The 13,700-nt window shown below is 69.5% G+C and carries 14 protein-coding genes and 1 tRNA gene; 9 read left to right on the top strand and 6 right to left on the bottom strand.

What is annotated here, in order from left to right; genetic code table 11:
* Positions 1-4 precede the first annotated feature (4 nt).
* The 9 genes from ACFPIH_RS17355 to ACFPIH_RS17315 all read left to right on the top strand — a co-directional run bounded on the left by ACFPIH_RS17355 (position 5) and on the right by ACFPIH_RS17315 (position 5,752).
* The gene (locus ACFPIH_RS17355) at positions 5-1,375 is read left to right on the top strand and encodes an FtsK/SpoIIIE domain-containing protein (RefSeq protein WP_381171056.1); all 1,371 of its coding nucleotides are present in this window, start codon (positions 5-7) and stop codon (positions 1,373-1,375) included.
* A gap of 86 nt (positions 1,376-1,461) precedes the next feature.
* A complete protein-coding gene (locus ACFPIH_RS17350) occupies positions 1,462-2,142 on the top strand; it encodes a DUF2637 domain-containing protein (protein WP_381171058.1) in 681 nt (226 codons plus the stop codon).
* 17 nt (positions 2,143-2,159) lie between these two features.
* Complete coding sequence (locus ACFPIH_RS17345) at positions 2,160-2,342, top strand: hypothetical protein (RefSeq protein ID WP_381171060.1); 183 nt, start codon at positions 2,160-2,162, stop codon at positions 2,340-2,342.
* Positions 2,342-2,524, top strand: coding sequence for a mobile element transfer protein (locus tag ACFPIH_RS17340; protein ID WP_381171062.1), 183 nt, complete (start codon positions 2,342-2,344; stop codon positions 2,522-2,524). The genes ACFPIH_RS17345 and ACFPIH_RS17340 overlap by 1 nt, the downstream gene beginning before the upstream one ends.
* 13 nt (positions 2,525-2,537) lie before the next feature.
* Positions 2,538-2,693: a hypothetical protein gene (locus ACFPIH_RS17335; RefSeq protein ID WP_167795700.1), complete on the top strand. Its 156-nt coding sequence runs from the start codon at positions 2,538-2,540 to the stop codon at positions 2,691-2,693.
* A gap of 23 nt (positions 2,694-2,716) precedes the next feature.
* Positions 2,717-3,022 carry a SpdD protein gene (locus ACFPIH_RS17330; RefSeq protein WP_381171064.1) on the top strand — a complete coding sequence of 102 codons (306 nt, stop codon included), beginning with the start codon at positions 2,717-2,719 and terminating at the stop codon, positions 3,020-3,022.
* Entirely contained in the window at positions 3,019-4,410 is a 1,392-nt protein-coding gene (gene repSA, locus ACFPIH_RS17325; RefSeq protein ID WP_381171066.1) for a replication initiator protein RepSA, read from the top strand. Before ACFPIH_RS17330 ends, repSA begins: the two co-directional genes overlap by 4 nt.
* Positions 4,407-4,595, top strand: coding sequence for a helix-turn-helix domain-containing protein (locus ACFPIH_RS17320; protein WP_381171068.1), 189 nt, complete (start codon positions 4,407-4,409; stop codon positions 4,593-4,595). The genes repSA and ACFPIH_RS17320 overlap by 4 nt, the downstream gene beginning before the upstream one ends.
* Positions 4,595-5,752: a tyrosine-type recombinase/integrase gene (locus ACFPIH_RS17315; RefSeq protein ID WP_381171070.1), complete on the top strand. Its 1,158-nt coding sequence runs from the start codon at positions 4,595-4,597 to the stop codon at positions 5,750-5,752. Before ACFPIH_RS17320 ends, ACFPIH_RS17315 begins: the two co-directional genes overlap by 1 nt.
* 78 nt (positions 5,753-5,830) lie before the next feature.
* Here ACFPIH_RS17315 and ACFPIH_RS17310 read toward each other — a convergent pair.
* The 6 genes from ACFPIH_RS17310 to recF form a co-directional block, all read right to left on the bottom strand.
* Positions 5,831-5,907 (bottom strand) — tRNA-Ile (locus tag ACFPIH_RS17310).
* Between the two features lie 110 nt (positions 5,908-6,017).
* Entirely contained in the window at positions 6,018-6,872 is an 855-nt protein-coding gene (locus tag ACFPIH_RS17305) for a DUF3566 domain-containing protein (protein WP_381171072.1), read from the bottom strand.
* A gap of 18 nt (positions 6,873-6,890) precedes the next feature.
* Complete coding sequence (gene gyrA, locus ACFPIH_RS17300) at positions 6,891-9,485, bottom strand: DNA gyrase subunit A (RefSeq protein ID WP_381171074.1); 2,595 nt, start codon at positions 9,483-9,485, stop codon at positions 6,891-6,893.
* 42 nt (positions 9,486-9,527) lie between these two features.
* On the bottom strand, positions 9,528-11,588 hold the full coding sequence (gyrB, locus tag ACFPIH_RS17295) for a DNA topoisomerase (ATP-hydrolyzing) subunit B (RefSeq protein WP_381171476.1): 2,061 nt from the start codon (positions 11,586-11,588) through the stop codon (positions 9,528-9,530).
* Positions 11,589-12,030: 442 nt separating this feature from the next.
* Positions 12,031-12,564 carry a DciA family protein gene (locus ACFPIH_RS17290; RefSeq protein WP_381171076.1) on the bottom strand — a complete coding sequence of 178 codons (534 nt, stop codon included), beginning with the start codon at positions 12,562-12,564 and terminating at the stop codon, positions 12,031-12,033.
* On the bottom strand, positions 12,561-13,682 hold the full coding sequence (gene recF, locus ACFPIH_RS17285; protein WP_381171078.1) for a DNA replication/repair protein RecF: 1,122 nt from the start codon (positions 13,680-13,682) through the stop codon (positions 12,561-12,563). The genes ACFPIH_RS17290 and recF overlap by 4 nt, the downstream gene beginning before the upstream one ends.
* Positions 13,683-13,700 lie beyond the last annotated feature (18 nt).

Here is a 13,700-nt window from a genome sequence, read left to right as displayed (position 1 = left end):
GGCCATGACCAACACCATCTGGACGCTGACGCTCTGCTTGCTCACCCTCGCCGGGCTGCTCGTGCTGCGGCGCCGGTTCCCGCTCGCCTTCTGGTGGCTCGTCGGGTATCCGCTCGTCGCGCTGCGCGTGCTCACCACGTACCGGGCCACGATGGACGCCTGTGGTCTGACGGTCCCGGCTTCGGCCGTCCGTCGGGCCACGGCTCGCCTGGTCGGGAGGGAAGCGGCTCCCGTACCGCCTCGTCGGACATTCCCGCGGCCCACCGGGGCCGGCCTGGTGATGCGGCTGCGGATGGCGACCGGGCAGGCGCCGGAGGACTTCATCGCCTCGGCCGACCGGTTGCGGCACGCCTGGGCGGCTCATGCCGTCCACATCCGACCGACCAAGCCGGGGTGGCTCGAACTGCGGCTGATCGGCTGGGATGTGCTGGCGGACGTACGGCCTCCCGTGCGGTGGCGTAAGGGTGGCGGTCCGCTGTCCCTGCCGCTGGCGCTTCGGGATGACGGGCACTGGCACGTACGGGACTTCCGTACCGTGCCGCATGAACTCATCCTCGGCGCCACGCAGTCCGGGAAGTCCGTCTACCTGCGCAACCTGGTCTGTGGCCTGGCACGGCAACCGGTCGTGCTCGTCGGCATCGACTGCAAATGGGGCGTCGAACTCGCCCCGTTCGCGCCCCGCCTGTCGGCCCTCGCCGACACCCCGGACCGGGCGAACGACCTCCTTGACGTCCTCCTGGAAGAGATGGAGGCCCGTTACCGGCTCATCGGTCTCAGCTCCGCCACCGGGCCGGATGCCGTCCTCACCTCGGACCTGTGGGGGCTGCCGGAGAAGGTACGCCCGGTACCGGTCGTGGTCGTCGTCGACGAGGTGGCGGAACTCTTCCTCGCCGCAAGCCGGGACGACGAGAAGCGGCGCGATGCCATGGTCACCAAGCTGATCCGCGTCGCCCAGCTCGGTCGCGCGGCCGGCATCTTCCTCGAAGTGTGCGGGCAGCGCTTCGGCTCCGAACTCGGCAAGGGCGCGACCATGCTCCGCGCCCAGCTCACCGGCCGTATCTGCCACCGTGTCAACGACGAGTCGTCGGCGAACATGGCGCTCGCCGACATCTCCCCGGAAGCGGCCCTCGCCGCAACCGCCATTCCCGCCGAGCGTCCCGGCGTCGCCATCGTCGGTGACTCCTCCGGCGGCTGGTCCCGCGCCCGTTCCCCGCATCTCACCCTCGACGAAGCGGCGGCAGTCTGCCGCGCCACCTCCGCCCTCGTGCCGGAACTGCCCCGCCTCGACGCCTTCCGGCCCGTCGTCACTGCCAACACCGACGGATCGACGCCGTCTGTCACCCCCGCGCCGACCGTGCGCCCGGTGACCGAGTAGCCGCACTCCTCTCCCCACGGTCGGCGTGACCGCCTCGCGCCAAGTCCCTACCCCTCCCATGCCCGAAACCGGAAGGAGACGAGCCGATGCGTGCCCACCTCGCCCGCGTGGACGCCGTGATCGTGCAGGCCGTCATCGCGGGCGCCCTGTCCTTCGCCCACCTGCACGACATTGCGGAAGCGGCCGGACAGGGCGGCTGGAAGGCGTGGGCCTACCCGGTCAGCGTTGACCTGCTGCTGGTCGCCGCCTGGCGCCGGATGCGTGCCCAGCAGCGTGCCGGACAACCAGCCGGGGGAGCGCGGCTGTGGTTCCTGGTCGCCCTGGCCGCGTCCCTCGGCGCCAACGTCGCCACGGCCGGCCTTCTCGACCTGGACCACGTCCCCGCGTCGCTCCGGGTCGTGGTTGCCGGATGGCCTGCCGTCGCCTTCTTCGGCGGAACGCTCCTCGCGCACGGACCGCACACCTCCGAGACGTCTTCGACCTCGGTGGCGCCGGATCCGGATGCCGAACGGCCCTCGGTCCCGCCTGTGGTCGACGAGCCCCGCCGTGACGCCCTCCCTGCGTCGCCACCGGAAACCGTCCCCGAGGTGGTCACTGTCCCGGCGCCTGCTCCCGTGGCCGCCCTTCCGCCCGCCCTTGTCGACCGTGTCCGCGCCCTCGCAGAAGAGCACCAAGCCACCACCGGCCACCCCGCCGACCCCGACGCCGTGCGCGTCCGGCTCGGTCTGCCTCCGTCCATGACGCCCGCCGTCGCCGCCCACCTGTGAGAAGGGAGACGCACGCCATGCGCCCCGCCATCCGCTCGGCCCTGGAGTACGCCGCAGAACTGACCCGCCGTAACCGGCTCGTCGATGCCCTCGCCGTCGGTGAGGCCGCGATCAACCAGGCCACCGACGACGAACAGCCCGAAATCCGTCAGTGGCTCACCGACCACGTCCACGACTTCACCGGAGAGGACGCCCACTGATGTCCAGCCCCAGGTTCCGCAACGTCCGCCGCATCGGTCCCGTACAGGTCGCCTCGTTCCTCGCCCGTGGCCGTAACCGCCACCTCGCCGCCTGCACGGCTCCGCGCTGCGACTTCTCCGCCGAGTACGACAGCCGTTCCGCCGCCGAACTCGCCGCCCGCACCCACCGCTGCAAGGCCTGACAGGAGATCCGCCATGGACGTCCCCCTCTGGTTCGCCGTGCTCGTCGTCGCCGTCCTCGGCATCCAGCTCGCCCGCCCGCCATGGTGGCTGGTCGCCCTGCTCCTCCTGGGCGGCTACCTCGTCGCGAACAGCGTCCTCGCCCCCGCCGTCGCCACTCTCCTCGACTGATCGCGCCCGAAGGGACCACTCACGTGTTCACCCCGAAGTACCCGCCGCAGGACACCGCCCCGGCTCCCGCTCCGACGGCTCCGACCGTCTACAGCCCGGTGCCCTACGTCCCTGCCCACACCCCGGTTCCGCCCGCCCCGTCCGGCAATCGGCCGGCCGTTCAGCTCACCGCTGGCAGCACGCTCGCCCTGGTCGCCGGGGGCAGCGCCGTGGTCCTGGTCGTGGGCGCGGTCCTGGTCTCCATGCTCCTCGCCGTCGCGATTACCGCCGCCTCCGTCGCCGTGTGCGCGGTCGTCGTCCGCTCGATCCTCAAGGAGAACAAGGCGTGACCGACTCCGCCGCCATGGCGGGCCTGGACCCGGCCGTCCTCGCCGACGTGCTGAGGCTGGCCGGGTCCTCCAGCTTCGACCGTATCCAGGACCAGATTCGCCGTACGGGCGGTTGCTCTGACCCGATCCACCTCCAGGGCGCCACCGTCACCCGTGACCGGGCTACCGGTCAGGTCCTCCACAGCTACAGCACTGACAGCGAACCTGGCGGCCGTCTCCGCGTCGCGTGCGGCAACCGTCGCGCCTCTCGCTGCCCCGCCTGCGCCTGGACGTACGCGGGCGACACGTACCACCTGATCCGCGCGGGCCTGGTCGGCGATCCAGCAAAGGGCACCCCGGACACGATCCGGGACCACCCCCGCGTGTTCGCGACCCTGACCGCCCCGTCCTTCGGGCCGGTCCACAACCGCCCCGGCAACCGTCCCTGCCGCTGCGGCACCCGCCACGACGAGGACGCGCCAGAACTCGGCACCCCGCTCGCCCCGGACACCTACGACTACGCGGGCGCTGTGCTGTGGAACAATCACGCCTCCGAGCTGTGGCGGTACTTCACGATCTACCTGCGCCGCGAGATCGCCCGCCGCGCCGGTCTCACGCAGAGGGAAGCCCACGCACAGTCCCGCGTCGCCTTCGGCAAGGTCGCCGAGTACCAGAAGCGCGGTGCCGTGCACTTCCACGCTGTGATTCGCTTCGACGGACCGGACGGGCCCGACTCGCCGCCCCCGGCCTGGGCCACGCTCGACCTCCTCACAGAGGCGATCAAGGCTGCTGCCGCTCGCGTCGCGGTCGACGTGCCTCCGGCCGGTGAGCAGCCCGCCCGCGTCCTGCGATGGGGCGCCCAACTCGACGTACAGCCGATCGGTGCCTTTGGCGATGGTGAGGAGATCACCGAACAAGCGGTGGCCTCGTACGTGGCCAAGTACGCCACCAAAGCCGCTGAGACCACCGGCACCGTTGACCGCCGCGTCGGCAACAAGGAAGTACTCGTCCTGCTCGACGTGCCCGAGCATCCCCGTCGGCTCATCTCGGCCTGCCTCGACCTGCACCCGCTCTACCCGGAGCGCAAGTTGCGGGACTGGGCTCACATGCTCGGCTTCCGCGGCCACTTCTCCACCAAGTCCCGCCGCTACTCCACCACCCTCGGCGCCCTCCGCCAGGTCCGCGCCGACTACCGCGCGCAGCAACAGCGCGAAGCCCTCGGCCTGCCTGACCTCGATGCCCCGGAGGCAACGACGCTCACCCTCGCCCACTGGTCCTACGCCGGCCACGGCCACACCTCCGGTGAATCCTGGCTCGCCGCCACGATCCGACGAGACATCCAACTCAACCGAGAGACCGCACGCGAAGCCCTGAGAGACGAACCTGACCTGAACGGAGCCGCCGCATGACCACCGTTGCCCCGGAGCTGCTCACCGTGCCGGAGGTCATGACCCGGCTCAAGGTCGGCCGGACCAAGGTGTACGACCTCATCCGCACCCGCCGCCTGGTCTCCATCAAGGTCGACGGATGCCGCCGTATCCCGGACGACGCCGTACGCGACTTCGTCCTCCGAGAGATGGGAGAGGCCGCCTGATGGCCAAGAGGCGCCCCAACGGCGGGGGAACCATCACCAAGCGCAAGGACGGCCGCTATATGGGCCGCGCGTACGTGACCGACACCGACGGCAACCGCGTCCGTAAGACCGTCTACGGCGCCACGTGGGACGAGACGAACGAGAAGCTCGGCAAGCTCCAGGACCAGGAGCGCAACGGCATCCCGGTGCCCTCGCGCACGTGGACGCTCGGCGAGTGGTTGCCCTACTGGCTGGAGCACATCGTCAAGCCGGAACGGGAGCACAACACCTACGCCAAGTACGAGTCCAAGGTCCGGCTCTACCTGCTCCCCCACCTCGGCAAGAAGCCGCTCACCAAGCTGACACCCGCCCAGCTCCGCGCCCTCATGGCCACGCTGAGGCGGGAGGAAGTAGGCGCGGCCACCCGCTTCGAGGTGCTGCGCGTCCTCCGGAACGCTCTCAACCGGGCCATGCGCGAAGAGCTGCTCACGCGCAATGTCGCGCTCCTGGTCGACATGCCCAAGGTCAACAAGGACAAGGGCACCGCGTGGAGCGCACGGGAAGCGATCACGTTCCTCCGCTCGACCCGCGCGCACCGCCTCTACGCGGCCTGCGTCCTGGTGCTCGTCCTCGGCCTCCGCCGAAGTGAGGTCCTCGGCCTGCGCTGGCAGGACATCGACTTCGAGGCCGGCCGTTTCACGCCGGTCAAGCAGGTGCAGCGGGAGAAGGGCGCGGGCTTGGTCCTCAAGGACCTCAAGACGGAGTCCTCACAGGCCGTGCTCCCGCTCCCGGAGTTTTGTGCCCGCGCCCTGGACGAGCGCCGGGAGCTCCAGGAACTGGAAAAGAAGATCGCCGGGCCCCACTGGGAACAGCCCGAAGACCACGACCTGATCTTCTCCTCCGAACACGGCGGCATGATCGACCCCACCGGCTTCTCCCGGACCTTCGATCGGCTCGTGAAGCGGGCTGGCGTCCGCCGGATCACGGTCCGGCTCGCCCGCCACACCTGCGGCACCCTCCTGGCCTTCCTGAAGGTGCACCCCAAGGTCGCTCAGGCGATCCTCCGCCACAGCCAGATCAGCATGACCATGGACGTCTACACGCACGTGGTGGGCGACAGTGAGAGGGAAGCTGTGACGATGCTCGCAGAGCTGCTGGAGGACCCGCTGATCGGCTGACCGCAGTCGTTCGCCCTCGTTGGTGTCAACCATGGGTGTCAAAAGACCCCCGGACCGATGGTCCGGGGGTCTTCTCGCTGGTGGGGCTAACAGGATTTGAACCTGTGGCCTCATCCTTATCAGGGATGCGCTCTAACCAACTGAGCTATAGCCCCGCCGCGCTCTGCGGTGTGTCCCGCGCGCTGACTCCTGAAGATTAGCGCACGACGTGGGCAGTCCCAAAATCGATAACAGGGGGACCGCCCACCAGAGGTTTAGCCGCAGTTCACTCGTCCTCGGCCAGCGTCAGCTCGATGCCGCCGACGAAGCCCGCGCTGAGGTTGTAGATGAACGCGCCGAGGGTGGCCAGCGCCGTCGCCAGGACGACGTCGATGACCGCGATGATCGCCGTGAACGTCAGGACGTGGGGGAGGGACAGGAAGGCCTGCAGGTCGAAGCCGTTGGACTCGTTCGAGCCGGTGGCCTCGGAGATGGTGCCGCCGACCGACGAGAAGACGCCCATCGCGTCCATGACCATCCACAGCACCGCCGCCGCGACGATCGTGCAGATACCCAGCGCTATCGACAGCAGGAAGCTGACCTTCATCACCGACCACGGGTCGGCCTTCGCCACCCGCAGCCGCGCCTTGCGCACCCGCGGCACGGTGCGCGTACCGGCACCGGTCCGGGGCCGCCGTACCGCAGCCCCCTGGGCGGTTCCCGCCGCGGTCCCCGCCGCGGCCGGTGCCGCCGGCTGCGAGGGGTAGGCCTGCGGCGGGTGGTACGGCCCGGCGGGCTGCTGCGGCTGCGGCTGCCGTTCGCCGGGCAGCGGTGAGGCAGAGGCCGGCTGAGCGGCCGGCTGTTGGGCCTGAGCGGCCCTGGTGTCCGTCACGGTTCCCCCCTGGGACCCCTTGGATCCTTGCGTGTCGGGCGAGGAGGACGCGTCGGCCGCGGACGGCTTGATCGCCTTCAGCTGCGTGGTGTGCGTGTCCATGGCACGCCCATCGGCAGGCTGCTGCGCGTCGGTCGAACGCGCACTGCCCCCACCCGCCCCCGCATCGTCCCCCGATGCGGCGGAGCCACGGCCGCCGCCGTCCTTCTCCGTCCCGGAAGACGTCCCGGCGCCCGTGGCTCCGCTCACGATGTCTCTCTCCTCGTGCTACTCGGAAGAGGGCGACTCGCCCTCGTCCGTGCCGGTCGTCACGGTGCCCTCGGCGGTCTCGTCCACGGCGTCCTCGCCGTCGACCTCCTCCGCCTCACGCCCCGCTTCGGCGTTACGTGCGATACCGACGACGGCATCGCGCTTGCCCAAGTTGATCAGTTGGACGCCCATGGTGTCACGGCCCGTCTCCCTGACCTCATTGACTCGCGTACGAATCACACCGCCCGACAGCGTGATGGCGAGGATCTCGTCCGTCTCCTCGACCACCAGCGCGCCGACCAGCGAACCGCGGTCCTCGACGATCTTGGCGGCCTTGATGCCGAGGCCACCGCGACCCTGGACGCGGTACTCGTCGACTGCGGTCCGCTTCGCGTACCCGCCGTCTGTGGCAGTGAACACGAACGTACCGGGTCGAACAACATTCATCGAGAGGAGCTGGTCCGTCTCGCGGAAGCTCATGCCCTTGACACCCGAGGTGGCGCGCCCCATGGGACGGAGCGTTTCGTCCGTGGCCGTGAAGCGGATCGACTGTGCCTTCTTGCTGATCAGCAGCAGATCGTCATCGGCCGAGACGAGCTCGGCGCCGATCAGCTCGTCGTCGGAACCGTCCTCCGTCTCCCGGAGGTTGATGGCGATGACACCGCCGGAGCGGGGCGAATCGTAATCTTTAAGCGGCGTCTTCTTGACCAATCCGCCCTTCGTGGCGAGCACCAGGTACGGCGCCGCCTCGTAGTCGCGGATGGCGAGGATCTCGGCGATCGCCTCGTCCGGCTGGAAGGCCAGCAGGTTGGCGACGTGCTGGCCGCGCGCGTCCCGGCCGGCGTCGGGAAGCTCGTACGCCTTCGCCCGGTACACCCGGCCCTTGTTGGTGAAGAACAGCAGCCAGTGGTGCGTGGTGGAGACGAAGAAGTGGTCGACGATGTCGTCCTCCTTCAGCTTCGCCCCGCGTACGCCCTTGCCGCCGCGCTTCTGGGAGCGGTAGTCGTCCGTCTTCGTGCGCTTGACGTAGCCCCCGCGCGAGATGGTGACGACGATGTCCTCTTCGGCGATCAGGTCCTCGATGGACATGTCACCGTCGTAGGGCACCAGCATGGTCTTGCGGTCGTCGCCGTACTTCTCGACGATCGCGGCCAGCTCCGCGCTGACGATGCCGCGCTGGCGGACCTCCGAGGCAAGGATCGCGTTGTACTCGGTGATCTTCGCCTGGAGTTCGTCGTGCTCCTGGATGATCTTCTGGCGCTCCAGGGCGGCCAGTCGGCGCAGCTGCATCTCGAGGATGGCGTTGGCCTGGATCTCGTCGATCTCCAGGAGGCGCATCAGGCCCGTGCGCGCGATGTCGACGGTGTCGCTGCCCCGGATGAGCGCGATGACGTCGTCGATGGCGTCCAGGGCCTTGAGGAGGCCGCGCAGGATGTGGGCGCGCTCCTCGGCCTTGCGCAGCCGGAAGCGCGTACGGCGGACGATGACCTCGATCTGGTGCGTCACCCAGTGGCGGATGAACGCGTCGAGGGAGAGCGTGCGCGGGACGCCGTCGACCAGGGCCAGCATGTTGGCGCCGAAGTTCGACTGCAGGTCCGTGTGCTTGTACAGGTTGTTCAGTACGACCTTGGCGACCGCGTCACGCTTGAGGACGATCACCAGGCGCTGACCCGTGCGGGACGACGTCTCGTCGCGGACGTCCGCGATGCCGCCGACCTTGCCGTCCTTCACCAGGTCGGCGATCTTCTGCGCGAGGTTGTCGGGGTTGACCTGGTAGGGCAGCTCCGTGACCACCAGGCACTGGCGGTTCTGGATCTCCTCGACCTCGACGACTGCCCGCATGGTGATCGAGCCGCGGCCCGTCCGGTACGCCTCCTCGATGCCCTTGCGGCCCACCACCAGGGCGCCGGTCGGGAAGTCGGGGCCCTTGATGCGCTCGATGAGGGCGTCGAGCAGCTCCTCGTGGGACGCCTCCGGGTTCTCCAGGTACCACTGGGCGCCGGACGCGACCTCGCGCAGGTTGTGCGAGGGGATGTTGGTCGCCATGCCGACCGCGATCCCGGCCGAGCCGTTGATCAGCAGGTTCGGGAAGCGGGCCGGCAGGACGGTCGGCTCCTGGGAGCGGCCGTCGTAGTTGTCCGTGAAGTCGACGGTCTCCTCGTCGATGTCACGGACCATCTCCATCGACAGCGGCGCCATCTTGCACTCGGTGTACCGCATGGCGGCCGCCGGGTCGTTGCCCGGGGAGCCGAAGTTGCCGTTGGAGTCGACGAGCGGCATACGCATCGACCACGGCTGCGCGAGGCGGACCAGCGCGTCGTAGATCGAGGAGTCGCCGTGCGGGTGGTAGTTGCCCATGACGTCGCCGACCACGCGGGCGCACTTGTAGAAGCCGCGCTCGGGGCGGTAGCCGCCGTCGTACATGGCGTACAGGACGCGGCGGTGGACGGGCTTGAGGCCGTCACGGACGTCGGGCAGGGCGCGCGACACGATGACGGACATCGCGTAGTCGAGATACGAGCGCTGCATCTCCGTCTCGAGCCCGACGGGCTCGACGCGCTGGGCGATGATGGCGCCCTCTTCAGGTGTGCTGGGAGTGTTCTCGTCGGCCATTGCTGGTGGGGATCCTTCCTGGTGCGGTCAGCTGAGACCGACTCAGATGTCGAGGAAACGGACGTCCTTGGCGTTGCGCTGGATGAAGGCGCGGCGCGCTTCGACGTCCTCGCCCATGAGGACCGAGAACAGGTCGTCGGCCTGGGCGGCGTCGTCGAGGGTGACCTGGCCGAGGACGCGGTGCTCCTGGTCCATGGTGGTCACGCGCAGCTCCTCGGCGTTCATCTCGCCGAGGCCCTTGAAGCGCTGGATGGAGTCCTCGCGCACCCGCTTGCCGCGCTGTCGGCCCATCTCGATCAGCGCGTCGCGCTCGCGGTCGGAGTACGCGTACTCGATGTCGTCCCGGCCCCACTTGATCTTGTAGAGCGGGGGACGGGAGAGGTACACGTGCCCGGCCTCGACCAGCGGCCGCATGAAGCGGAACAGGAAGGTCAGCAGCAGGGTGCTGATGTGCTGGCCGTCGACGTCGGCGTCCGCCATCAGGATGATCTTGTGATAGCGGAGCTTCTCGATGTCGAAGTCCTCGTGGACCCCGGTGCCGAAGGCCGAGATCAGCGCCTGGATCTCCTGGTTCTGCAGGATCTTGTCGATCCTGGCCTTCTCCACGTTGAGGATCTTGCCGCGGATCGGGAGGATCGCCTGGTACTGCGGATTGCGGCCGGACTTGGCCGAGCCGCCGGCGGAGTCACCCTCGACGATGAAGATCTCGCACTTGGTGGGGTCGTTCGACTGGCAGTCGGAGAGCTTGCCCGGCAGGGACGCCGACTCCAGCAGGCCCTTACGGCGGGTCAGGTCGCGGGCCTTGCGGGCCGCCACGCGCGCGGTGGCCGCCTGGATGCCCTTGCGGACGATGTCCGCCGCCTCGACCGGGTTGCGGTCCAGCCAGTCGTTGAGGTGCTCGTAGACCGCCTTCTGGACGAAGGTCTTCGCCTCCGTGTTGCCCAGCTTGGTCTTGGTCTGGCCCTCGAACTGCGGCTCGCTCAGCTTGACCGAGATGATCGCGGTCAGACCCTCGCGGATGTCGTCGCCCGTGAGGTTGTCGTCCTTCTCGCGCAGATGCTTCTTGTCGCGCGCGTACTTGTTGACCAGGTTGGTCAGCGCCGCGCGGAAGCCCTCCTCGTGCGTACCGCCCTCGTGCGTGTGGATGATGTTGGCGAAGGAGTACACGCCCTCGCTGTAACCGCTGTTCCACTGCATGGCGACCTCGAGGGACAGGCTCTTGTCCTTGTCCTCCGCCTCCAGGTCGATGACGGTGGGGTGCACCGCGTCTCCCTTGCGGGAGTTGAGGTACTTCACGAAGTCGACGATGCCGCCCTCGTAGTGGTACGTGACGGTCTTGACCTCGTCCTTCTCGTCCGCACCCGCCTCGTCCGCCCCGGCGGTGGCCTTCGCCGACTCGCGCTCGTCGGTGAGTTTGATCGTCAAACCCTTGTTGAGGAACGCCATCTCCTGGAAGCGCCGCGAGAGCGTCTCGAAGGAGTACTCCGTGGTCTCGAAGATGTCGGCGTCGGCCCAGAAGGTGACCGAGGTACCGGTCTCCCGAATGGCCTCGTGCTTGACCAGCGGCGCCGTGGGGACGCCCATCTTGTAGTCCTGCGTCCAGCGGTGGCCGTCGGTCCGCACCTCCACGGCGACCTTGGACGACAGGGCGTTCACGACGGAGACACCCACGCCGTGCAGACCTCCGGAGACCGCGTAGCCGCCGCCGCCGAACTTGCCGCCCGCGTGCAGCACGGTCAGCACGACCTCCAGGGCCGGCTTGCCCTCGGAGGCGACGATGCCCACCGGGATGCCGCGGCCGTTGTCCACGACGCGCACACCGCCGTCGGGCAGGATCGTCACGTCGATCGTGTCCGCGTGGCCCGCCAGTGCCTCGTCGACGGAGTTGTCGACGACCTCGTACACGAGGTGGTGCAGACCGCGCTCGCCCGTGGAGCCGATGTACATACCAGGGCGCTTGCGGACCGCGTCCAGGCCTTCGAGGACGGTGATGGCGCTGGCGTCGTACGACGCGGTGACCTCGGCGTTCGAGGTGCCGACCGCGCCGCGCGGGCCGGCGTCTGTGGACGGGTTGTTCTCGTTGGGGTTGCCGGAATCGGCCACGAAGCGCCCTTTCTGGCACAGCACGAGCCAGGCTCCTCGGCAGGTTGCCGGAGCGGCTGCGGCATGTTGCGTTGGTAAGCCTTGATCAGCGTTGCTCAGCTTTTCCCGGGCGGTCCCCACGGTCGGGGCGGGATTGGCTTCCAGTCTACCGGTAGCACTGACAGTGATGGGGGTTTGCCGGTACCTGAGTCCGGATGTGCCGCCCTCAACCGGTCCCAGACGGGTCCCGATATGCGGATGGGGGCTACAAGAGGCTCACGGAGGCACTCAGCGCTTCCGGGTGTCAACCCTTGGCTACCGACGGGTCACGTCGGAATTCACCCCCGCGAGCGGGCCGTTGGCAGGCCGTCCACAGCCTGTGGGCAACGCGCGCGCGGGCGCGTGAAAAGACGGTGGGGCCGGTACGGACGTACCGGCCCCACCGTCGCGCACGTGACGCAGATCACCCGTACGTATCGCCGGGCCCGGTGCTCCCCGGGGCCCTCAGCGGACCGTAGCGGCGGACCGGACCGCTCGGGCCCTGCACCTTGATGTGCCGCACCCGGCCATGCCCGAGATCCTCGTTCAGCCGGGCCACCAGGGTCGGCGCGAGCAGCCGCAGATTCGTCGCCCAGGCCGTGGAGTCGCAGCGCACCATCAGCACCCGCTCGTCCTCGTCGTAGCGCTCCGGCTCGCAGTGCTTGGCCACGTCCTCGCCGACGATCTGCGGCCAGCGGCCCATCACCCCGCCCACCGCTGCCGGCGCCTCCCAGCCGCGCTCGTTGAGCAGCCGGTTGATCGCCGAGCCGAGCGCCATGGGGTCACGGCCGTCCGCGCGCGCGCCGGAGCGCAGCCCGCCCCCGCGCCGCGCCTGCTTCTTCTGCTGCGCCGCGTCCCCACGCGCGCGTGCCTGCTCACGCGCGGCCCTGAGCGCCACGCGCGCGAGGTCGACCCCCGAGGGCTCCGCGGGCGGATTCTCCGGCTGCTGCTCGCTCATACGCGCTCCACCGTCCCGTCCGCCACGCGGTACCTCGCTCCGGCGAGGAGCTCCGGTACGTCGTCGTCGACCGCGGCCGTCACCAGCACCTGTTCGCCGGGCGCGACCAGCTCCGCCAGCCGGTCCCGCCGGCGCGCGTCCAGCTCGGCGAAGACGTCGTCGAGCACCAGCACCGGCTCGTTCCCCTCGGCGCGCAGCAGGTCGTAGGAGGCAAGACGCAACGCCAGCGCGTAGGACCAGGACTCGCCGTGGGAGGCGTACCCCTTGGCGGGCAGCGAGCCGAGTTTGAGAATCACATCGTCCCGATGGGGACCCACGAGCGTGACGCCCCGCTCGATCTCCTGCTTACGGGCGTCCGCGAGCGCGTCCATCAGCTGCGCGTAGAGATCCTCGCGCGTGTGCGCCTCACCGGGCGCGGACGGCTTGTACTCCAGGGCGAGCGGACCGCCGCCCGGGGCCAGCTGCTCGTACGCCTTGTCGGCGAGCGGCTGGACCGCGGCGACCAGGTCGAGGCGCTGCGCGAGCAACTCGGCGCCCACGCGCGCGAGATGCTGGTCCCACACATCGAGCGTGGACAGATCCATGGACCGCCCGCCGTGCCGCCGCGCCATCGCCGCCGACTTCAGCAGCGTGTTGCGCTGCTTCAGCACCCGCTCGTAGTCGGACCGTACGCCGGCCATCCGCGGGGAACGCGCGGTGATCAGCTCGTCGAGGAACCGCCGCCGCTCCCCGGGATCCCCCTTGACCAGCGCGAGGTCCTCGGGCGCGAACAGCACAGTCCGTACGATGCCCAGCACATCCCGGGGCCTGACCTGCGAGGACCGGTTGACGCGGGCGCGGTTGGCCCTGCCGGGGTTGATCTCCAGCTCGACCAGCTGCTGCCGCTCGCCCTGCCGCACCTGCGCCCGGACGATCGCGCGGTCGGCGCCCATGCGGACCAGGGGGGCGTCGGAGGCGACCCGGTGGCTGCCGAGGGTGGCGAGGTAGCCCACGGCCTCGACGAGGTTCGTCTTGCCCTGGCCGTTGGGGCCCACGAAGGCGGTGACGCCCGGGTCGAGGGGGACCTCGACCCGGGCGTACGAGCGGAAGTCGGCCAGCGACAGATGCGTGACGTGCATGGTGGTCCGCCGACCTCC

Origin of the sequence: Streptomyces vulcanius, from assembly GCF_042653945.1 — a bacterium.
Classification (GTDB): domain Bacteria; phylum Actinomycetota; class Actinomycetes; order Streptomycetales; family Streptomycetaceae; genus Streptomyces; species Streptomyces mangrovi.
Note: the sequence above shows the minus strand (reverse complement) of the source record. Positions and strands in the feature narration are given on the sequence as shown.

What these genes read in the sequence shown, in the direction of transcription:
- ACFPIH_RS17355 (WP_381171056.1), top strand. Translation starts at nt 5, where the DNA reads ATGACCAACACCATCTGGACGCTGACGCTCTGCTTGCTCACCCTCGCC.
- ACFPIH_RS17350 (WP_381171058.1), top strand. Translation starts at nt 1,462, where the DNA reads ATGCGTGCCCACCTCGCCCGCGTGGACGCCGTGATCGTGCAGGCCGTC.
- ACFPIH_RS17345 (WP_381171060.1), top strand. Translation starts at nt 2,160, where the DNA reads ATGCGCCCCGCCATCCGCTCGGCCCTGGAGTACGCCGCAGAACTGACC.
- ACFPIH_RS17340 (WP_381171062.1), top strand. Translation starts at nt 2,342, where the DNA reads ATGTCCAGCCCCAGGTTCCGCAACGTCCGCCGCATCGGTCCCGTACAG.
- ACFPIH_RS17335 (WP_167795700.1), top strand. Translation starts at nt 2,538, where the DNA reads ATGGACGTCCCCCTCTGGTTCGCCGTGCTCGTCGTCGCCGTCCTCGGC.
- ACFPIH_RS17320 (WP_381171068.1), top strand. Translation starts at nt 4,407, where the DNA reads ATGACCACCGTTGCCCCGGAGCTGCTCACCGTGCCGGAGGTCATGACC.
- ACFPIH_RS17315 (WP_381171070.1), top strand. Translation starts at nt 4,595, where the DNA reads ATGGCCAAGAGGCGCCCCAACGGCGGGGGAACCATCACCAAGCGCAAG.
- gyrA (WP_381171074.1), bottom strand. Translation starts at nt 9,485, where the DNA reads ATGGCCGACGAGAACACTCCCAGCACACCTGAAGAGGGCGCCATCATC.
- ACFPIH_RS17290 (WP_381171076.1), bottom strand. Translation starts at nt 12,564, where the DNA reads ATGAGCGAGCAGCAGCCGGAGAATCCGCCCGCGGAGCCCTCGGGGGTC.
- recF (WP_381171078.1), bottom strand. Translation starts at nt 13,682, where the DNA reads ATGCACGTCACGCATCTGTCGCTGGCCGACTTCCGCTCGTACGCCCGG.